This is a genomic window from Pseudomonas sp. Z3-8 (genome assembly GCF_051131975.1).
Taxonomy (GTDB): Bacteria; Pseudomonadota; Gammaproteobacteria; order Pseudomonadales; family Pseudomonadaceae; genus Aquipseudomonas.
This window is the reverse complement of record NZ_CP071643.1, coordinates 5,101,183-5,118,995: the sequence shown is the minus strand read 5'-3', so window position 1 is coordinate 5,118,995 and position 17,813 is coordinate 5,101,183. Positions and strand designations below refer to the sequence as shown.

The window sequence follows — 17,813 nt, the reverse complement described above, 5'->3', positions numbered from 1 at the left end:
TCTGAGGGTAAATTGTGGTGGAGTAAGCATCAATCGAAACCTAATGATTGGGATCCGGTAAGGCAGTTAAAAAAACTAGCCTCGTAATTGGCGAGAATTAGAAGAGAGAAAATAAAAACGAATAAAAACGGTACGGATTTATTTCGCGGGGGAGCCAAGGGTAGCCATCACCTCAAAAAGGGGACGGATTTATTTTAAAGCAGTGTCCCGTCCTGAATAAGGTTTACACCTTCTGATCTGCTTTTCAGGAGGACGTAATGGAATCAGTAAAAAGGCGCAGTCAGCGAGACTACACGCTGACCTTCAAATTGTCGGTCGTCGATCAGGTCGAAAAAGGCGAGCTGAGTTATAAAGAGGCTCAGGAGCGCTACGGGATTCAATAGAGAAAAGGGGACAAGAAAAGGGGACAGATTTGTTTTCTGCCACAAAGGGGACTGCCACAAAGAAAAAGGGGACAGGTTTATTTTCTTTCGGAAAAAAAGGGACAGATTCATTTTCTGAGCCTGTCATGACGGGGAATGATCAGGCCCTGATTGATTATGTAGGGGCAGAAGCTGATCGGAAAATAAATCTGTCCTCTTTTTTTCGCCCTTTTTTCCTCCCTTTTTTCCTCCCTTTTTTCAAAGTAAAAAATATTCTATATCATAGACAGGAAGTAAGGTGTTTGTGGACGGTTCTTGGTTTGATGAGTTTATAAAGCCTAGGCTAGGTGGGTATTCATTTGAGTGCTCAATATTTGTTAATGGTGACTTTGGTGATCTTGAGAGGATAGAGCTGGAAGGTTTAGATAAATTAGGAGCGGTGGAGTTTTGGTCCAAAGGTTGGGTGGGGTTAGATGTGTATGACTGTGCTTGTGATGGGCAGATTATGAATGTATTGCTTTCGCCTGAGGAGAAGGACTCCGTTTTGCAAGAGTTTGAAAGATTTATTGGTGTGTTAATGCAGAGTGGTTAGGGAGTAAGGCAATCGCCACATTGACTCTGATGGTGATTAATGATGTTGGACCAAAAAGGGGACGGATTTATTTCTTGCAAAAAGGGGACGGATTTATTTCTAGCGTAAGAGAGACCAAGTGAGCCTGTGATGATATTGAGAAAAGGGGACAGATTTGTTTTCTGAGCCTGTGATGATGCGGAGTGGTCAGGCCCTGGTTTGATCGTGTAGCGGCAAAGCTGATCGGAAAATAAATCTGTCCCCTTTTTTTCTTTTTTTTCGCTTTTTTTTCGTTTTTAACCGGCAGGGTCGATTTTCGAGGATCTGACCATGCCATGGCGAGAGCTGAAACCTATGGACCTGAAACTGCTATTCATCGCGGACTACATCAAAGGCCCGCCCAGCTTCAGTGCGCTTTGCCAGGCTTACGAGATCAGGAGAAAAGGGACGAGGAAAAAAGGGGACAGATTTGTTTTCTGAGCCTGTAATGATGCGGAGTGGTCAGGCCCTGGTTTGATCGTGTAGAGGCAAAGCTGATCGGAAAATAAATCTGTCCCCTTTTTGTCCTTTTTTGTCCCCTTTTTTCTCTTTTTTCTCAAATTTGGACTTTAATGGTCACTGAGAATCACGATTATGTTTGCCCTGTTTGTGGGTACGACCGTCTTGATGAGCCGGCTTACGATAGCTTCGGCTGTGCCACGTACAATATTTGTCCGTGCTGTGGCACAGAGTTTGGATACGATGACTCGACAGTAGCGCATGCAGAGCTACGCAAAAAATGGATTTCTGAGGGTAGATTGTGGTGGAGTAAACACCAATTGAAACCTAATGATTGGGATCCGGTAAGGCAGTTAAAAAAACTACTCTCGTAATTGGCGAAAATTAGAAAAGAGAAAAATAAAACGAATAAAAAACGGTACGGATTTATCGCGGGGGGACAAAAGACAGTTCTCACCTAACATATCGCGTATGGGGCGAAGCCAAGAGCTTATTGAGAAATAAATCCGTCCCTTTTTATGAAATTAATGTTCGGAATGGAATTATCAATACGGTTTTCCCAAAGTGATGGAGAGGCTATGGTCAATAACAGTTTAATTGAGCGATTTATTGCTCAAGAGTTGAGCCCTCATGTTCGTAAGGTTTTAAGTGAGGCCCTTCAGCAAAGAGCTGATTCCGATAAGGTTTTAGCTAGGCAGTGTGAGTTTAATTGTTTTGATGTTGAATTTGATTTTTTAAAAGAAATGGTTGTTGTTCAAGATATTCTCGACTCAGGGGAAGAGAGTAGCGTGGAACTGCCGATCGCAGATTTTGTTATTCTCTGTAGTTTGAATGATCGTTAATGGGGTGGTGGGGACGGACCATTTGGCCGAAATGTGGGTTTCTCAGGGGCAGACCACGTTTCCAAAGGCAATACTTTTAATTCAACCAAAGAGGGGACGGATTTATTTCTAGCGAGAAAAGGGTACAGATTTGTTTTCTGAGCCTGTGATGATGCGGAGTGGTCAGGCCCTGGTTTGATCGTGTAGAGCAAAGCTGATCGGAAAATAAATCTGTCCCCTTTTTCGTCCCCTTTTTCAAGGCCCGCTAAATCTGACGAGATTCCATAATGAAAATTAACACAATTCATCCCATGATCGGCTTGGTTCGTTATGACTCTTGGAAGTCGGAGTGGGCGAAAAAAGACGAGATTGATGAATTTTCCTATATAAGTAATAAGTGCAATCCTGAGGATGTATTGCTATCGTGCAAGCTTTTTTTTCCTGATTTTATTGTTGATGGGGGTGGGGTTTTTTTAGAAAGTAAATATGATGGTGGTGTTGTTGAATCTTGGCTAGAGCAATTCGATGGCGATCTGCAAGCGACTGAAAGAATGATTAACCACACGCATATTTATGATGTCTTTGAAGGATGTTCTGAGGACGTCGATGATAGGGTGTTCGAACAGTTGGCAGAGGTTATTGCATTATCGTGGCGGTTGGTTTTGAGAGAAAAATTTGCTGATAAGGACTTTAGTGTGGTGGTTTCTAACTCGGATCAGGACTATGGTCCGGTGGTTACATTTTTTCAGGTAATTTAACGGTGTAAAAGGCATTCTTACACTTAGAGACTTTCCAGAGGTCGCTGGCAAAATCAGCCAGAAACAGCTTCGGCATATGAAAAAAGGGACGAAAAAGGGGACTGGGGTAAAAGACCAAAAAGGGGACGGATTTGAATGGCACTTACTTAACCTTCTTCGGCGGTCCATTTTTCCTGATCTCGTCCCTTGCTGATCGATGTGTTTTTGCCTGCTAAGGCATGAACGGTACGATTCGATGGTGTGAAATGCAAAAAAACTGGAACGGTTCGTCGGTCAGCTATGAGTCATCTAATTCATACGCATGGAGTGTTTATGTATAAGTTTCCACTGATAGTCTTAACTCTGGTCCTGACGTTACCCGGCTGTAAATCCAACGTCAGAGATTCCTCCCCCACGCTGCTCAACAATGGCATCCAGTTCCAGCAAAACAAAGTGACCGTCGATGCGCAGCACGCCAAGGTCATCTTGAAAGCGTCCGGGGCTACTTATCCGGTGGAGTTTTCCATCAGGCGTGCGGCGGATCCTGATCAGCGTTTGGATGTGCAGGGAACCGTGGTGGATACCGGTCGGGGCAAGGTGTTTGGCTGGATTGCCAAGGTCAACGAGACGGTGCACAGCGCAACCTTGAAGCACTTTCCGCAATTGGAGGTGGAGGCTGATGTTGATCAGCCCTTCGAGGTGTCAGGCTTCGCCAGTGGCGGGAGCATCGGTAATGGTTACCGTTGTGGTCCGGTCCGAAGCACTTTTACGCCGCAGCGAAGCAAGGTTTATCTGGTGGAATTCCAGTTTGTGGGCAACCGGTGCGAGCAGCATGTGTTTGATGTCACGCAGCCACAGGAGCGGGTTCCTGTGGCGAGCTTGCCTTAGCTCGGAGCGAGTGGGATGGGTGGCTTGATGTTGTCATGTCGTACTGAGGTGTCTGGTTTGGGGCTGCTGTGCAGCCCAGCGGGAGCAAGCTCCCTCGCCACGGGGACGCGGTGGTCAGCCGGTGATACTGGCTGGCCACCGCCAATCACTACTGCATCAACACCTCAACCACCCCATCCGCGGTCATCGTCACTTTGCTGGTGCCCGCTTCCACCTCAGGCGTCACCGACTCGGCATCCATCGACGCCGCTTTCATCATCATTTGCGGGCGCATGTACGGTTGTGGATAACCGTTGGTGTTGAAGTTCAGATTGACGATCTTGTAGCCCTTGCCGCCCAGGGCTTCGGTGGCGAGTTGGGCGCGGGCCTTGAAGGCGTTGACGGCGTCCTTGAGCAGGGCGTCTTCGCTGGTCTGGCGGGTGGCGGTGGCGATGGCGAAGTCCATGCCGGCCATTTTCATGTCGCCCAGCAGTTCGCCGGTGAGTTTGGACAGGGCGGCGAAGTCGGCGCTTTCCAGGCGTAATTCGGCGCGTTCGCGCCAGCCGGTGATTTTCCCGCCTTTGTTGTCATAGACCGGGTAGCTGTTGCGGCTGCCCTGGCGCAGGTTGATGTCCTTGACTTGCTTGGCCTGGCCGATGGCTTTGTTCAGCGTGGTGCTGACGGCGGCGGCGAGTTTGGCCGGGTCGGTGTTCTGTTCCTCGGTGTAGAGGGTGACGATCATCAGGTCGCGGGCCACTTCCTGGCTGGCTTCGGCGTGCAGGGAAATCTGGTTGTAGTGCAGCTCATCGGCGGCCAGGGCCGGCAGGCTGGCGACGGCGCCGAGGCTGAGGGCGAGCAGGGCGGCGGGGCGACTGAACGTGTGCATGAAAGCTCCTTGGGATGATGCGCAGGGGTAGGTTCCGAGCCTGCGTGAACGATAAGACTCTAGCTTTTATGGGCGGGTTCGCACAGTTACAACTTCTATACAGATGATGCCCGGCGAAGGGCTTTTGTGGCGAGGGAGCTTGCTCCTGCTGGACCGGTCCGACGTTTCGGGCGAAGCAGGCCCAACCGATGGCGACTGCTGCGCAGCCGAGCGGGAGCAAGCTCCCTCGCCACAGAGGGGATATGTAGCCTTCAAGGCTGTGGCGCTTTGCCGCATCTTCGCCTCTGCCTGCCGCGCCTTGGTTATACTCCGTGCGATCCGCCTGGAGCGCTCATCAGGAGAGCTCATGCTCGCCCCTTTGCAAATGACTTCCGCTTCGCGCCAGAACCTCTGGCGTCTGACGTTCATCCGCATTCTGGTCCTCGCGGCCCAGGCCGGCTCCGTGGGGCTTGCCTATTGGTTCGACCTGCTGCCGCTGCCCTGGCTGCAACTGGCGATTACCCTGGCGTGCTCCAGCGTACTCTGCGCACTGACGGCGATTCGCCTGCGCACTTCCTGGCCAGTGACCGAGCTCGAATACGCCGTGCAACTGGCCTGCGACCTGTTTATCCACAGTGCGCTACTGTATTTCTCCGGCGGGTCGACCAATCCCTTCGTGTCGTATTACCTGGTGCCGCTGACGATTGCTGCGGTCACGCTGCCGTGGCGTTTTTCGCTGATCCTGTCCGGCATCGCCCTGGCGCTGTACACCTTGTTGCTGGCGCGATTCTATCCGCTGGAAACCTTCCCTATCGCCCGGGAAAACCTGCAGATCTACGGCATGTGGCTGAGTTTTGCCTTGGCCGCCGCGGTCATCACGTTTTTTGCCGCGCGCATGGCCGAAGAGCTGCGTCGCCAGGAAGAGCTGCGGGCGATTCGCCGCGAAGAAGGCCTGCGCGACGAGCAACTGCTGGCCGTGGCGACCCAGGCCGCCGGCGCCGCCCATGAATTGGGCACGCCGCTGGCGACCATGAGCGTGCTGCTCAAGGAAATGCGCCAGGACCATCATGATCCGGCGTTGCAGGAAGACCTCGGCGTGCTGCAGGACCAGGTCCAGCTGTGCAAGGAAACCCTGCAATACCTGGTGCGTGCCGCCGAGGCGAACCGCCGGCTGGCCATCGAAATGCAGGACGTCACCGACTGGCTCGACGAGGCGCTGAATCGCTGGCACCTGATGCGCCCCGAAGCCAGTTATCGCTTCCAGTGCCTGGGCCAGGGCACGGTGCCGCGCATGGCGCCGCCGCCGGACCTGACCCAGGCCTTGCTGAACCTGCTGAACAACGCCGCCGACGCCTGTCCGGAAGGCCTGGAAGTGGTGCTGGACTGGAACGCCTATGAACTGACGATCTGCATTCGCGACCACGGCGCCGGTGTGCCGCTGGCGATTGCCGAGCAGATCGGCAAACCGTTTTACACCACCAAGGGCAAGGGTTTCGGCCTCGGCCTGTTTTTGAGCAAGGCCAGCGTGACACGCGCCGGCGGCTCGGTGAAACTCTACCCCCATGAGGAGGGCGGCACGCTCACCGAGCTGCGCCTGCCCCATGCCGACCGAGGAGACGAATATGAGTGACGAGATCCAAGTCGACGGCGAAGAACTGCCGCACCTGTTGCTGGTGGACGACGACGCCACCTTCACCCGCGTCATGGCCCGGGCCATGTCCCGACGCGGTTTTCGCGTCAGCACCGCCGGCTCCGCCGAAGAGGGCCTGACCATCGCCCAGGCCGACCTGCCCGACTACGCCGCCCTCGACCTGAAGATGGATGGCGACTCAGGGCTGGTGCTGCTGCCCAAGCTGCTGGAACTCGACCCGGAAATGCGCGTGGTGATTCTCACCGGTTATTCGAGCATCGCCACGGCGGTCGAAGCGATCAAGCGCGGCGCCTGCAATTACCTGTGCAAACCGGCCGACGCCGACGACGTGCTGGCCGCGCTGTTGTCCGAGCACGCCGACCTGGACACGCTGGTGCCGGAAAACCCGATGTCGGTGGACCGCCTGCAGTGGGAACACATTCAGCGGGTGCTGACTGAGCACGAAGGCAACATCTCCGCCACCGCCCGCGCCCTGGGCATGCACCGGCGGACCTTGCAGCGCAAATTGCAGAAGCGTCCGGTACGTCGCTGAACCTGCGCTGAACGAATGCTGTCCCCCTCGCGACACATCGGGCCGTTGCTTTATGATCGGCCCGAGTTTTCCCCTTATCGAGCCTTAACCATGAATCAGAACGCTGAATATTCCGCGGTCAATGACGCGGTGCGCGGCCAGTTTTTCCGCCGTGTCTGGCAAATGACCACGCCATACTGGCGCAGTGAGGAGAAGGGCAAGGCCTGGACGCTGTTGATCGCCGTGATTGCGCTGTCGCTGTTTAGCGTGGCGATTTCGGTGTGGCTGAACAATTGGTACAAGGATTTTTATAACGCCCTGCAGGAAAAGAACAGTGAGGCGTTCTGGAAGTTGATCCTGTATTTCGGCGGCATCGCCACGGTGGCGATCCTCGGCGCCGTGTATCGTCTGTACCTCACCCAGATGCTCACGATTCGCTGGCGGGCCTGGCTCACCGAGCAGCATTTTGCCCGTTGGCTGAACGACAAGAATTATTACCGGCTGGAGCAGGGCGGCTACACCGACAACCCTGACCAGCGGATTTCCGAAGACCTCAACAGCTTCACTTCCACCACGTTGAGCCTGGGCTTGGGGCTGCTGCGTACCGTGGTCAGCCTGGTGTCGTTCTCGATCATTCTGTGGGGCGTGTCGGGCAGCATCGAAGTGTTCGGCTACACGATTCCTGGCTATATGTTCTGGTGCGCGCTGCTGTATGCGGCGGTGGGCAGCTGGCTGACGCATTTGATCGGGCGACGCCTGATCGGCCTGAACAACAACCAGCAGCGCTTCGAAGCCGACCTGCGTTTCTCCATGGTGCGGGTGCGGGAAAACGCCGAGAGCATTGCGCTGTATAACGGCGAACCCAACGAGAACCGCCGCCTGAGCGAGCGTTTCGGCCTGGTGTGGCACAACTTCTGGGACATCATGCGCGTGTCCAAGCGCCTGACGTTCTTTACCTCTGGGTATGGGCAGATCGCGATCATCTTTCCGTTTATCGTCGCTGCGCCGCGTTATTTTTCCGGGAAGATCCAGCTGGGCGAGCTCATGCAGATCAACTCGGCGTTCGGCAATGTGCAGGACAATTTCAGCTGGTTCATCGATGCTTACGCCTCGCTCGCCGCCTGGCGCGCCACTTGTGACCGTCTGCTGAGTTTCCGCCAGGCCATGAGCGACAACGAAGACCGGGTACCGGCCATCGATGTGCAGAACCAGGGCAACGAACTGAAAGTCCGCAACCTCGGGCTGGACCTGAGCGACGGACGCCATTTGCTGACCCGCGCCGAATTGAGTGTCGAACCGGGCGAGCGGGTGATGCTCAGCGGTCGTTCCGGCAGTGGCAAGTCCACCTTGCTGCGGGCGATGGGACATTTGTGGCCCGCCGGGCACGGCAGCATCCTGCTGCCTGCGGCGCGTTACCTGTTCCTGCCGCAAAAGCCTTACCTGCCGATTGGCAGCCTGCGCGAGGTATTGAGTTATCCACAAGCGGGCGATATCTACCCCAACGAACGTTATGCACAGGTGCTGGAAACCTGTCGCCTGCCGCATCTGATTTCGCGGCTGGACGAAAGCAACCATTGGCAACGCATGCTCTCGCCGGGCGAACAGCAGCGCCTGGCCTTCGCCCGGGCATTGCTATACGCGCCACTGTGGCTGTACATGGACGAAGCGACTTCGGCGATGGATGAAGAAGACGAGGCAACGCTGTACCAGGCGTTGCTCGACCAGCTGCCAGGCCTGAGCATCATCAGCGTCGGCCATCGAAGCAGTTTGAAACGTTTCCATGCACGACATGTGCGCATCGAGGATGGCCAACTGGTGGAGCAGTTTGTAACCGCCTGAACACCATAGAACCTGTGGGAGCGAGCTTGCTCGCGATTGCGGTTTGTCAGTTGATATTGCATGGCTGACCCACCGCTATCGCGAGCAAGCTCGCTCCCACAAGGGTTTGCGGTGGAGCCGGGCCTCTGTGTCCATAGTTGCACAATGTAGGAGCGAGCTTGTTCGCGATGAAAGCTACTCGGTTTCTGCACCAACGGTGATCGTACAACCACGTTGCGCTATGATGCGTATTCAGCCGCTTGTCAAAATAGAGATACACCATGGAAAACCCGCTCAACGTCCCACGTCTTCCCCGCAAGCGCCGCAGCCTGGCGCAGGAGCTGGTGACGGTGCTGTCCGAGCAGATTCGCGACGGCCTGCTCAAGCGTGGCGATAAATTGCCCACCGAGTCGGCGATCATGGAGGCCCATGGCGTCAGCCGTACCGTGGTGCGCGAGGCGATCTCCCGTTTGCAGGCGGCAGGGCAAGTGGAAACCCGCCACGGTATCGGCACCTTCGTGCTCGACACGCCGAGCCCGAGCGGCTTTCGCATCGACCCGGCGACGGTGGTCACCTTGCGTGACGTGCTGGCGATCCTGGAGTTGCGCATCAGCCTGGAGGTGGAGTCGGCCGGGCTGGCGGCGCAGCGGCGTAGCGACGAACAATTGGCAGCGATGCGCGCGGCGCTCGACGCCCTGAATGAAAGCGCGGCCCACGCCAGCGACGCGGTGGCCTCGGACTTCGCTTTCCATCTGGAAATCGCCCTGTCCACTGGCAACCGCTATTTCACCGACATCATGACCCACCTGGGCACCAGCATCATCCCGCGCACCCGGCTGAACTCGGCGCGCCTGGCCCATGACGACCAGCAGCACTACATGGATCGCCTGAGCCGCGAGCACGAAGAAATCTACGAAGCCATCGCCCGCCAGGATTCCGATGCGGCCCGCGCGGCCATGCGCCTGCACCTGACCAATAGCCGCGAGCGGCTGCGCCAGGCCCATGAAGAGGCGCAAGCGCAAGGCTGAGATATCCGCTGCTTTCGTGGTGAGGGAGCTTGCTCCCGCTGGGCTGCGCAGCGGCCCCTCTCCAAATGAGCGCTTCGCACTCAAGCGGGAGCAAGCTCCTTCGCCACGGAAGGTCCTGTGTTGAGTTCTGTTCAGCAGATGAACCAACCGCAACGGAAGGACGGTTACGGCTCGATCTTCAACTTCACCGGGTCTGAATAAAGGTCCTGGCCAGACTCGCTGGAAAACCAGTACTGCAATTCAACTTCTTTTCCCTGATACGTTTCCAGCACGCTCTTGGGCACGGTCACCCGTAATCCCGTCAATTTAATCGGCCCTTGGTCGGGGTCGTCCCATCTGCCCGCAGGCACTTCTTCTCCTTTCCACCCAGGGATGTCACCGGCGCGAAGCGTCGGAAAAACCAACCAGAGGGCGGAAATCTTGTCGGCATCAGGGATCAAGACGTTAAGGGTATCTCCTAAAGCTGCCAAACTGATCGAGAGAATGGGGGGGGCGAATGCAGTCATAGTCCAACTCCTTGTAAGCCTGCCGCGAGGGTGTTTCGGGCGGCCCACGTCAAAATATTGTAGGCGCGAAGAGCAGTGCCAAGGCGTGCCCTACCACCAGGCGGACACTTCTCCCAAAAAAGGATTTCAGCGCTGCCATGGCGTAGTGGTGAGCTCCTTTGCCTAGTCGACAATCGGAGCGAGAACCACCGGGGACTCAACCCTCGCTATTGAGCATTTGACCTTCGCGGTCTTGCCATTGTGGTCATCGAACTGAGCGTGTTCGACCCGGAACTTCAGTTCAGGCTTGGATGGGACTGTCCAGGACCAGCCCGTATTTTCCTGAGGGTTGAAATAGGCAGTTACTGCTGTTCCCTCAGGTATCCCGCTGGTGTCCACGTGGATATCTATCCCGGCGATGTTTCTTCAAGGAAATTTCGTTGTTGGGCAGAGCAACGCCCGTGGTGTCCGTAAGGGTCGGTGCAGCAGGAATTTTTGACGACATGATCAATCTTCCTTTCCATGAGGCGCATTGGTGCGCACGTCAAACCTACGAGCCACTGCACGGACGCACAACTGTCAGATCTGATAGTGGTAACGAGCGCCCAGGTATGCCGCGCGCTGTCCTGAACCGTCAGCAGAAGAGGTCGCGCTCGTCCACAACGCCACCCACCGACGAAATTCAGTTGACGTTCGGATTTTAAGTTGTACGATGACCTACAACTTCTCACGAAGCTGAACCGCTTTCCTACAACACAACATTTGCGTCCAGGGTGTTCGAATAATGAATCCACAAGAACTGAAGTCCATCCTCTCGTCTGGCCTGCTGTCGTTCCCGGTCACCGATTTCACTGCCAATGGCGATTTCAATCGCGACAGCTACATCAAGCGCCTCGAGTGGCTGGCCCCGTATGGCGCCTCTGCATTGTTCGCAGCGGGCGGCACCGGTGAATTTTTCTCCCTGGCCGCCAGTGAGTATTCGCAAGTCATCAAGACCGCCGTCGATACCTGCGCCACCAGCGTGCCAATCCTCGCCGGTGTCGGCGGTGCGACCCGCCAGGCCATCGAATACGCTCAAGAAGCCGAGCGCCTGGGTGCCAAGGGCCTGCTGCTGCTGCCGCACTACCTGACCGAAGCCAGCCAGGACGGCGTTGCCGCCCACGTTGAAGCCGTGTGCAAATCGGTGAAGATCGGCGTGGTGGTCTACAACCGTAACGTCTGCCGCCTGAACGCCACCCAGCTGGAGCAGCTGGCCGAGCGTTGCCCGAACCTGATCGGCTACAAGGACGGCCTGGGCGACATCGAATTGATGGTGTCGATCCGTCGTCGCCTCGGTGATCGTTTCAGCTACCTGGGCGGCTTGCCGACCGCCGAAGTCTACGCCGCGGCCTACAAGGCCCTGGGCGTACCGGTCTACTCCTCGGCGGTGTTCAACTTCATCCCGAAAACCGCGATGGACTTCTACCACGCCATTGCCCGCGAAGATCACGAAACCGTCGGCAAGATCATCGACGATTTCTTCCTGCCGTACCTGGACATCCGCAACCGCAAGGCCGGTTACGCGGTGAGCATCGTCAAGGCCGGTGCGAAAATCGTTGGCTACGACGCGGGCCCTGTGCGCACGCCGCTGACCGACCTGCTGCCAGAAGAATACGAAGCCCTGGCCGCGCTGATCGACAAGCAAGGCAAGCAGTAACAGACCCGACAAAGCCGCTGAGCAATCAGCGGCTTTTTGCGTAAGGCTTATTGTAAGGAGAGCACTCGTGGCAGATTCAAAGCGTTTCGATAACTACATCAACGGTCAGTGGGTAGCCGGTGCCGACTATTGCACCAACATCAACCCGTCTGACTTGTCCGATGTCATCGGTGAATACGCCAAGGCTGACGCCGCTCAAGTCAACGCCGCCATCGACGCTGCTCGTGCTGCGTTCCCGGCCTGGTCGACCTCGGGTATCCAGGCCCGTCACGACGCGTTGGATAAAGTCGGCAGTGAAATTCTCGCCCGCCGCGAAGAACTCGGCCAATTGCTGGCCCGGGAAGAGGGCAAGACCCTGCCCGAAGCCATTGGCGAAGTGACCCGCGCCGGCAATATTTTCAAATTCTTCGCCGGCGAGTGCCTGCGCCTGTCGGGCGATTACGTGCCGTCGGTGCGTCCAGGCGTCAACGTTGAAGTCACCCGTGAAGCCCTTGGTGTGGTTGGCCTGATCACCCCGTGGAACTTCCCGATCGCGATCCCCGCGTGGAAAATCGCCCCGGCCCTGGCCTACGGCAACTGCGTGGTGATCAAGCCCGCCGAGCTGGTGCCGGGCTGTGCCTGGGCCTTGGCCGAAATCATTTCCCGCGCCGGTTTCCCGGCCGGTGCGTTCAACCTGGTCATGGGCAGCGGCCGCGTGGTCGGTGAAGTCCTGGTCAACAGCCCCAAAGTCGACGGCATCAGCTTCACCGGTTCCGTGGGCGTGGGCCGGCAGATCGCGGTCAACTGCGTGTCGCGCCAGGCCAAGGTGCAGTTGGAAATGGGCGGCAAGAACCCGCAGATCATCCTCGACGACGCCGACCTCAAGCAGGCCGTCGAGCTGGCAGTGCAGAGCGCGTTCTACTCCACCGGCCAGCGTTGCACCGCGTCGAGCCGCCTGATCGTCACCGCCGGTATCCACGACAAGTTCGTCGCGGCGATGGCCGAGCGCATGCAGTCGATCAAGGTCGGTCATGCCTTGAAAGCCGGCACCGATATCGGCCCTGTGGTCTCCGAGGCCCAGCTCAACCAGGACTTGAAGTACATCGACATCGGCCAGAGCGAAGGTGCGCGGTTGGTCAGCGGTGGTGGTGTGGTGACCTGCGACACCGAAGGTTACTTCCTGGCGCCGACACTGTTCGCCGACAGTGAAGCCTCGATGCGCATCAGCCGTGAAGAGATCTTCGGCCCGGTCGCCAACGTCGTGCGCGTGGCTGACTACGAGGCGGCGCTGGCGATGGCCAACGACACCGAGTTCGGTCTGTCGGCCGGTATCGCCACCACCTCGTTGAAGTACGCCAACCACTTCAAGCGCCATTCCCAGGCGGGCATGGTAATGGTCAACCTGCCGACCGCTGGCGTGGATTACCACGTACCGTTCGGCGGACGCAAAGGATCGTCCTATGGTTCGCGCGAGCAAGGCCGCTACGCGCAAGAGTTCTACACCGTGGTGAAGACCTCCTACATCGGCTCGTAATACGCAACATCGGTTGGTGCCGGGCTCCGGCGCCGACCGTACAATTTGATTTCCCGCATAAAAATAAATAGTGGAAGTAGATTACATGCAAGAGACCAAGCCGACGCACGTCCGCTATTTGATCCTGCTCATGCTGTTTTTGGTGACAACGATCAACTATGCCGACCGTGCCACCATCGCCATCGCTGGTTCCAGCCTGCAAAAAGACCTCGGCATCGATGCCGTCACCCTCGGTTATATCTTCTCCGCCTTCGGCTGGGCCTACGTGGCCGGGCAGATTCCTGGCGGGTGGCTGCTCGACCGTTTCGGTTCGAAAAAAATCTATGCCCTGAGCATTTTCACCTGGTCGCTGTTCACCGTGCTGCAAGGCTATGTCGGTGAATTCGGCATGTCCACGGCCGTGGTTGCGCTGTTCATGCTGCGCTTTCTGGTCGGGCTGGCCGAAGCGCCTTCCTTCCCGGGCAACGCCCGTATCGTCGCGGCCTGGTTCCCCACCGCGGAACGCGGCACCGCCTCGGCGATCTTCAACTCGGCGCAGTATTTCGCCACCGTACTGTTCGCACCGCTGATGGGCTGGATCGTCTACCGCTTCGGCTGGCAGCACGTGTTCATCGTGATGGGCGTGATCGGTATCGTGTTCTCGCTGGTCTGGCTGAAAGTGATCTACAGCCCGCGCCAGCACCCGATGATCAACGAGGCCGAGTTCAATCACATCGCGTCCAACGGCGCGATGGTCGACATGGACCAGGACAAGGGCAAGGAAAAGAAAGCCGATGGTCCGAAGTGGGATTACATCCGCCAACTGCTGACCAACCGCATGATGCTCGGCGTGTACCTGGGCCAATACTGCATCAACGGCATCACCTACTTCTTCCTCACCTGGTTCCCGGTGTACCTGGTGCAGGAACGCGGCATGACCATCCTCAAGGCCGGTTTCATCGCGTCCTTGCCGGCCATCTGCGGCTTTATCGGCGGCGTGCTTGGCGGGGTGATTTCCGACTACCTGCTGCGCAAGGGCCACTCGCTGACCTTCGCCCGCAAGGCGCCGATCATCGCAGGCCTGCTGGTGTCCAGCAGCATCGTGGCGTGCAACTACGTGGACATCGAATGGATGGTGGTGGGCTTCATGGCCCTGGCCTTCTTCGGTAAAGGCGTCGGTGCATTGGGCTGGGCCGTGGTCTCCGACACTTCGCCAAAACAGATCGCCGGCTTGAGCGGTGGCCTGTTCAACACGTTCGGCAACCTGGCGTCGATTACCACGCCAATCGTCATCGGCTACATCATCAGCTCCACCGGTTCGTTCAAGTGGGCGCTAGTGTTTGTCGGTTGCAACGCGCTGATGGCGGTGTTCAGCTACCTAGTCATCGTGGGCCCGATCAAGCGTGTCGTGCTCAAGGAACCAACGGCCAGGGATGTCGACATTTCCAGCCTGTCTGAAGCCAAATCCTGAGGAGCGGCGTCGATGAATCTGATTGAACATGCCGATTCGCCCCGTTACATCCGCCTGCATGAGCGGGACAACGTAGTGATCGTCGTCAACGACCAAGGCGTACCGGCCGGGACCGAATTCCCGGACGGCCTGGTCACCGTCGACTTCGTGCCGCAAAGCCACAAAGTCACCCTGGAGGATATTCCCGAGGGCGGCGAGGTGATTCGCTACGGCCAGGTCATTGGCTACGCGCTGCAGCCGATCCCGCGTGGCAGCTGGGTCAAGGAAGACCAGTTGCGCATGCCTACCGCGCCACCGCTGGACAGCCTGCCGCTGTCCACCGATGTGCCGGCCGCCGATGCGCCGCTTGAGGGCTACACCTTCGAGGGTTATCGCAACGCCGACGGTACCGTCGGCACGCGCAACATCCTGGGTATCACCACCACGGTGCAGTGTGTGACCGGCGTGCTGGACCATGCGGTCAAGCGCATCAAGGATGAGCTGCTGCCCAAGTACCCGAACGTCGATGACGTGGTGGCGCTGACCCACAGCTACGGCTGTGGCGTGGCGATCACCGCCACCGATGCCTATATCCCGATTCGCACCGTGCGCAACCTGGCGCGCAACCCGAACCTGGGCGGCGAGGCGCTGGTGATCAGCCTGGGCTGCGAGAAATTGCAGGCCGGGCAGGTCATGCACGAGGGCGACAGTTCGGTGGATCTCAGCGAGCCATGGTTGTATCGCTTGCAGGACTCCAGCCACGGTTTCACCGAAATGATCGAGCAGATCATGGAGCTGGCCGAGACCCGCCTGAAAAAGCTCGACCAGCGCCGTCGCGAAACCGTGCCGGCCTCGGAGCTGATCCTGGGCATGCAATGCGGCGGCAGCGATGCGTTTTCTGGCATCACCGCGAACCCGGCCCTGGGCTACGCCTCGGATTTGCTGCTGCGGGCCGGTGCGACGGTGATGTTTTCCGAAGTCACCGAAGTGCGCGATGCGATCTATCTGCTGACGTCCCGGGCGCAAACCCGTGAGGTCGCCGAGGAGCTGGTGCGCGAGATGGACTGGTACGACCGCTATCTGGCCAAGGGCGAAGCCGATCGCAGCGCCAACACCACGCCGGGCAACAAGAAGGGCGGGCTGTCGAACATCGTCGAAAAATCCCTGGGCTCGATCGTCAAGTCCGGCAGCAGCGCGATCAACGGCGTGCTCGGCCCGGGCGAGCGCTTCAAGCAGAAGGGCCTGATCTTCTGCGCCACGCCGGCCAGTGATTTTGTCTGCGGTACGCTGCAACTGGCGGCGGGGATGAACCTGCATGTGTTCACCACCGGACGCGGTACGCCGTACGGTTTGGCGATGGTGCCGGTGGTGAAGGTCTCGACCCGCACCGAACTCGCTCAACGCTGGCCCGACCTGATTGATGTCGACGCCGGCCGGATCGCTACCGGGCGTGCAAGCATCGAAGAGTTGGGCTGGGAGCTGTTCCACTACTACCTGGATGTGGCCAGCGGCAAGAAACAGACCTGGGCCGAACGGCACAAGCTGTACAACGACATCACCCTGTTCAACCCCGCGCCGATTACCTGATGGTCTCCTGATCGCTGGAGATCCAGTGTGGGAGCGAGCTTGCTCGCGACGACGACGGTACATTCACCATTGATGCAAGCTGACCCGGCGCTATCGCGAGCAGGGCTCGCTCCCACAGGGGATTTGGCGGATGTGGATTCTGTGACCGCCGCAGATCCAGTGTGGGAGCGAGCTTGCTCGCGATGGCGGCGGTACATTCAGCATTGATGCAAGCTGACCTGGCGCCTTCGCGAGCAAGCTCGCTCCCACAGGGATATGTGGTGAGTGTGGATTTGTGTCCGATCCAGTACAAATGTGGGAGCGAGCCTGCTCGCGAAGAGGCTCGACCAGACGCCAACGCCGTGAGTGGCTATCATTAGCCACCTAACGACACCCTCCTCAAGGTCCCCCGGCATGCTGGCAATTTTCCTCGAAACCCTGAACATCACCGCGCCGGTGTTTGCCATGCTGTTTCTGGGGACGCTGCTCAAGCGTATCAATTGGATCAACGACAACTTCATCTACATCGCCTCGTCGCTGGTGTTCAACGTCACCATGCCGGCGCTGTTGTTCCTCGGCATCCTCCATGCCGACCTGCATGCGGCATTGCAGCCCGACCTGCTGATCTATTTCTCGATTGCCACCCTGGCGAGTTTTGCCATGGCCTGGGGCTGGGCGATCTGGCGGTGTCCGCGTGAAGATCGCGGTATCTACACTCAGGGCGCGTTTCGTGGCAACAACGGGGTAATCGGCCTGGCGCTGGCGGCAAGCATGTACGGTGACTACGGCATTTCCCTCGGCGCGATTCTCGCGGCGCTGGTGATCCTGTTCTACAACACCTTGTCGACCATCGTGTTGGCGGTCTACAGCCCGGTGATCAAGTCCGACCCATGGAGTATCTGCAAAAGCGTGGTCAGCAACCCGCTGATCATCAGCGTGCTCGCCGCCGCGCCGTTCGCCTATTGGCAAATCGGCCTGCCGAACTGGTTCGAGACCTCGGCCAGGTACTTGTCGCAAATGACCTTACCCCTGGCGTTGATCTGCATCGGCGGCACGCTGTCGCTGGCGGCCTTGCGCAAAAGCGGCAAGATGGCCCTGAGTTCGAGCCTGGTGAAAATGGTCGGCCTGCCCCTGGTGACCACGTTGGGCGCCTGGCTATGGGGCTTTCGCGGCGCCGAGTTGGGGATCCTGTTCCTGTACTTCGGCAGCCCCACCGCCGCCGCCAGCTTCGTCATGGCCCGCGCCGCGAATGGCAACCATGAGTTGGCGGCGGCAATCATCGTCATCACTACGCTGATGGCGGCGATTACCACCAACGTGGGGATTTTTGTGCTGCAGTGGGGTGGGTGGATCTAGCCGCGGATTTGCAGTGCCCTTTCGATCCATTCGCGAGCA

The 17,813-nt window shown here is 57.7% G+C and carries 15 protein-coding genes and 2 pseudogenes; 15 read left to right on the top strand and 2 right to left on the bottom strand.

Annotation, left to right across the window (positions count from 1 at the left end):
- Nucleotides 1–257 precede the first annotated feature (257 nt).
- The 6 genes and pseudogenes from J3P94_RS23485 to J3P94_RS23460 form a co-directional block, all read left to right on the top strand.
- Nucleotides 258–380 (top strand): annotated as a pseudogene (locus J3P94_RS23485) (IS3 family transposase); the annotation flags it as partial.
- Nucleotides 381–660: 280 nt separating this feature from the next.
- Complete coding sequence (locus J3P94_RS23480) at nucleotides 661–954, top strand: hypothetical protein (protein ID WP_434569828.1); 294 nt, start codon at nucleotides 661–663, stop codon at nucleotides 952–954.
- 309 nt (nucleotides 955–1,263) lie between these two features.
- Nucleotides 1,264–1,377: pseudogene (locus tag J3P94_RS23475) on the top strand (helix-turn-helix domain-containing protein); the annotation flags it as partial.
- A 632-nt stretch (nucleotides 1,378–2,009) separates the two neighbouring features.
- The gene (locus J3P94_RS23470) at nucleotides 2,010–2,273 is read left to right on the top strand and encodes a hypothetical protein (RefSeq protein ID WP_434569827.1); all 264 of its coding nucleotides are present in this window, start codon (nucleotides 2,010–2,012) and stop codon (nucleotides 2,271–2,273) included.
- Between the two features lie 266 nt (nucleotides 2,274–2,539).
- Nucleotides 2,540–3,010 carry a hypothetical protein gene (locus J3P94_RS23465; protein WP_434569826.1) on the top strand — a complete coding sequence of 157 codons (471 nt, stop codon included), beginning with the start codon at nucleotides 2,540–2,542 and terminating at the stop codon, nucleotides 3,008–3,010.
- A 312-nt stretch (nucleotides 3,011–3,322) separates the two neighbouring features.
- Complete coding sequence (locus tag J3P94_RS23460) at nucleotides 3,323–3,877, top strand: hypothetical protein (RefSeq protein ID WP_434569825.1); 555 nt, start codon at nucleotides 3,323–3,325, stop codon at nucleotides 3,875–3,877.
- Between the two features lie 148 nt (nucleotides 3,878–4,025).
- Here J3P94_RS23460 and J3P94_RS23455 read toward each other — a convergent pair whose 3' ends face one another.
- Complete coding sequence (locus J3P94_RS23455) at nucleotides 4,026–4,742, bottom strand: SIMPL domain-containing protein (RefSeq protein ID WP_434569824.1); 717 nt, start codon at nucleotides 4,740–4,742, stop codon at nucleotides 4,026–4,028.
- Between the two features lie 346 nt (nucleotides 4,743–5,088).
- Here J3P94_RS23455 and J3P94_RS23450 point away from each other — a divergent pair, with 346 nt between their 5' ends.
- The 4 genes from J3P94_RS23450 to J3P94_RS23435 all read left to right on the top strand — a co-directional run bounded on the left by J3P94_RS23450 (nucleotide 5,089) and on the right by J3P94_RS23435 (nucleotide 9,729).
- Nucleotides 5,089–6,351 (top strand): ATP-binding protein, encoded by a 1,263-nt coding sequence (locus tag J3P94_RS23450; RefSeq protein ID WP_434569823.1) that lies wholly within the window; start codon nucleotides 5,089–5,091, stop codon nucleotides 6,349–6,351.
- Nucleotides 6,344–6,904: a response regulator transcription factor gene (locus tag J3P94_RS23445; protein WP_003177957.1), complete on the top strand. Its 561-nt coding sequence runs from the start codon at nucleotides 6,344–6,346 to the stop codon at nucleotides 6,902–6,904. The genes J3P94_RS23450 and J3P94_RS23445 overlap by 8 nt, the downstream gene beginning before the upstream one ends.
- A gap of 90 nt (nucleotides 6,905–6,994) precedes the next feature.
- Complete coding sequence (locus J3P94_RS23440) at nucleotides 6,995–8,722, top strand: ABC transporter ATP-binding protein/permease (protein ID WP_434569822.1); 1,728 nt, start codon at nucleotides 6,995–6,997, stop codon at nucleotides 8,720–8,722.
- Between the two features lie 260 nt (nucleotides 8,723–8,982).
- Complete coding sequence (locus tag J3P94_RS23435; protein WP_305496837.1) at nucleotides 8,983–9,729, top strand: FadR/GntR family transcriptional regulator; 747 nt, start codon at nucleotides 8,983–8,985, stop codon at nucleotides 9,727–9,729.
- A gap of 164 nt (nucleotides 9,730–9,893) precedes the next feature.
- Here the strand turns inward: J3P94_RS23435 and J3P94_RS23430 are convergent, their stop codons facing one another.
- A complete protein-coding gene (locus J3P94_RS23430) occupies nucleotides 9,894–10,235 on the bottom strand; it encodes a hypothetical protein (protein ID WP_434569821.1) in 342 nt (113 codons plus the stop codon).
- Between the two features lie 763 nt (nucleotides 10,236–10,998).
- On the opposite strand from J3P94_RS23430, the gene kdgD reads away from it, so the two are divergent.
- The 5 genes from kdgD to J3P94_RS23405 all read left to right on the top strand — a co-directional run bounded on the left by kdgD (nucleotide 10,999) and on the right by J3P94_RS23405 (nucleotide 17,774).
- A complete protein-coding gene (gene kdgD / locus J3P94_RS23425; RefSeq protein ID WP_186613371.1) occupies nucleotides 10,999–11,910 on the top strand; it encodes a 5-dehydro-4-deoxyglucarate dehydratase in 912 nt (303 codons plus the stop codon).
- A 67-nt stretch (nucleotides 11,911–11,977) separates the two neighbouring features.
- A complete protein-coding gene (locus tag J3P94_RS23420; RefSeq protein WP_434569820.1) occupies nucleotides 11,978–13,423 on the top strand; it encodes an aldehyde dehydrogenase family protein in 1,446 nt (481 codons plus the stop codon).
- A gap of 85 nt (nucleotides 13,424–13,508) precedes the next feature.
- Entirely contained in the window at nucleotides 13,509–14,873 is a 1,365-nt protein-coding gene (locus J3P94_RS23415) for an MFS transporter (RefSeq protein ID WP_434569819.1), read from the top strand.
- Between the two features lie 12 nt (nucleotides 14,874–14,885).
- Entirely contained in the window at nucleotides 14,886–16,439 is a 1,554-nt protein-coding gene (gene garD, locus J3P94_RS23410) for a galactarate dehydratase (protein ID WP_434569818.1), read from the top strand.
- 393 nt (nucleotides 16,440–16,832) lie between these two features.
- On the top strand, nucleotides 16,833–17,774 hold the full coding sequence (locus J3P94_RS23405) for an AEC family transporter (RefSeq protein WP_434569817.1): 942 nt from the start codon (nucleotides 16,833–16,835) through the stop codon (nucleotides 17,772–17,774).
- Nucleotides 17,775–17,813 lie beyond the last annotated feature (39 nt).

Bases quoted from the DNA above. Each gene is read 5' to 3' on its own strand.
- J3P94_RS23470 (WP_434569827.1), top strand. From the start codon at position 2,010: ATGGTCAATAACAGTTTAATTGAGCGATTTATTGCTCAAGAGTTGAGC.
- J3P94_RS23465 (WP_434569826.1), top strand. From the start codon at position 2,540: ATGAAAATTAACACAATTCATCCCATGATCGGCTTGGTTCGTTATGAC.
- J3P94_RS23460 (WP_434569825.1), top strand. From the start codon at position 3,323: ATGTATAAGTTTCCACTGATAGTCTTAACTCTGGTCCTGACGTTACCC.
- J3P94_RS23455 (WP_434569824.1), bottom strand. From the start codon at position 4,742: ATGCACACGTTCAGTCGCCCCGCCGCCCTGCTCGCCCTCAGCCTCGGC.
- J3P94_RS23450 (WP_434569823.1), top strand. From the start codon at position 5,089: ATGCTCGCCCCTTTGCAAATGACTTCCGCTTCGCGCCAGAACCTCTGG.
- J3P94_RS23445 (WP_003177957.1), top strand. From the start codon at position 6,344: ATGAGTGACGAGATCCAAGTCGACGGCGAAGAACTGCCGCACCTGTTG.
- J3P94_RS23440 (WP_434569822.1), top strand. From the start codon at position 6,995: ATGAATCAGAACGCTGAATATTCCGCGGTCAATGACGCGGTGCGCGGC.
- J3P94_RS23435 (WP_305496837.1), top strand. From the start codon at position 8,983: ATGGAAAACCCGCTCAACGTCCCACGTCTTCCCCGCAAGCGCCGCAGC.
- J3P94_RS23430 (WP_434569821.1), bottom strand. From the start codon at position 10,235: ATGACTGCATTCGCCCCCCCCATTCTCTCGATCAGTTTGGCAGCTTTA.
- kdgD (WP_186613371.1), top strand. From the start codon at position 10,999: ATGAATCCACAAGAACTGAAGTCCATCCTCTCGTCTGGCCTGCTGTCG.
- J3P94_RS23415 (WP_434569819.1), top strand. From the start codon at position 13,509: ATGCAAGAGACCAAGCCGACGCACGTCCGCTATTTGATCCTGCTCATG.
- garD (WP_434569818.1), top strand. From the start codon at position 14,886: ATGAATCTGATTGAACATGCCGATTCGCCCCGTTACATCCGCCTGCAT.
- J3P94_RS23405 (WP_434569817.1), top strand. From the start codon at position 16,833: ATGCTGGCAATTTTCCTCGAAACCCTGAACATCACCGCGCCGGTGTTT.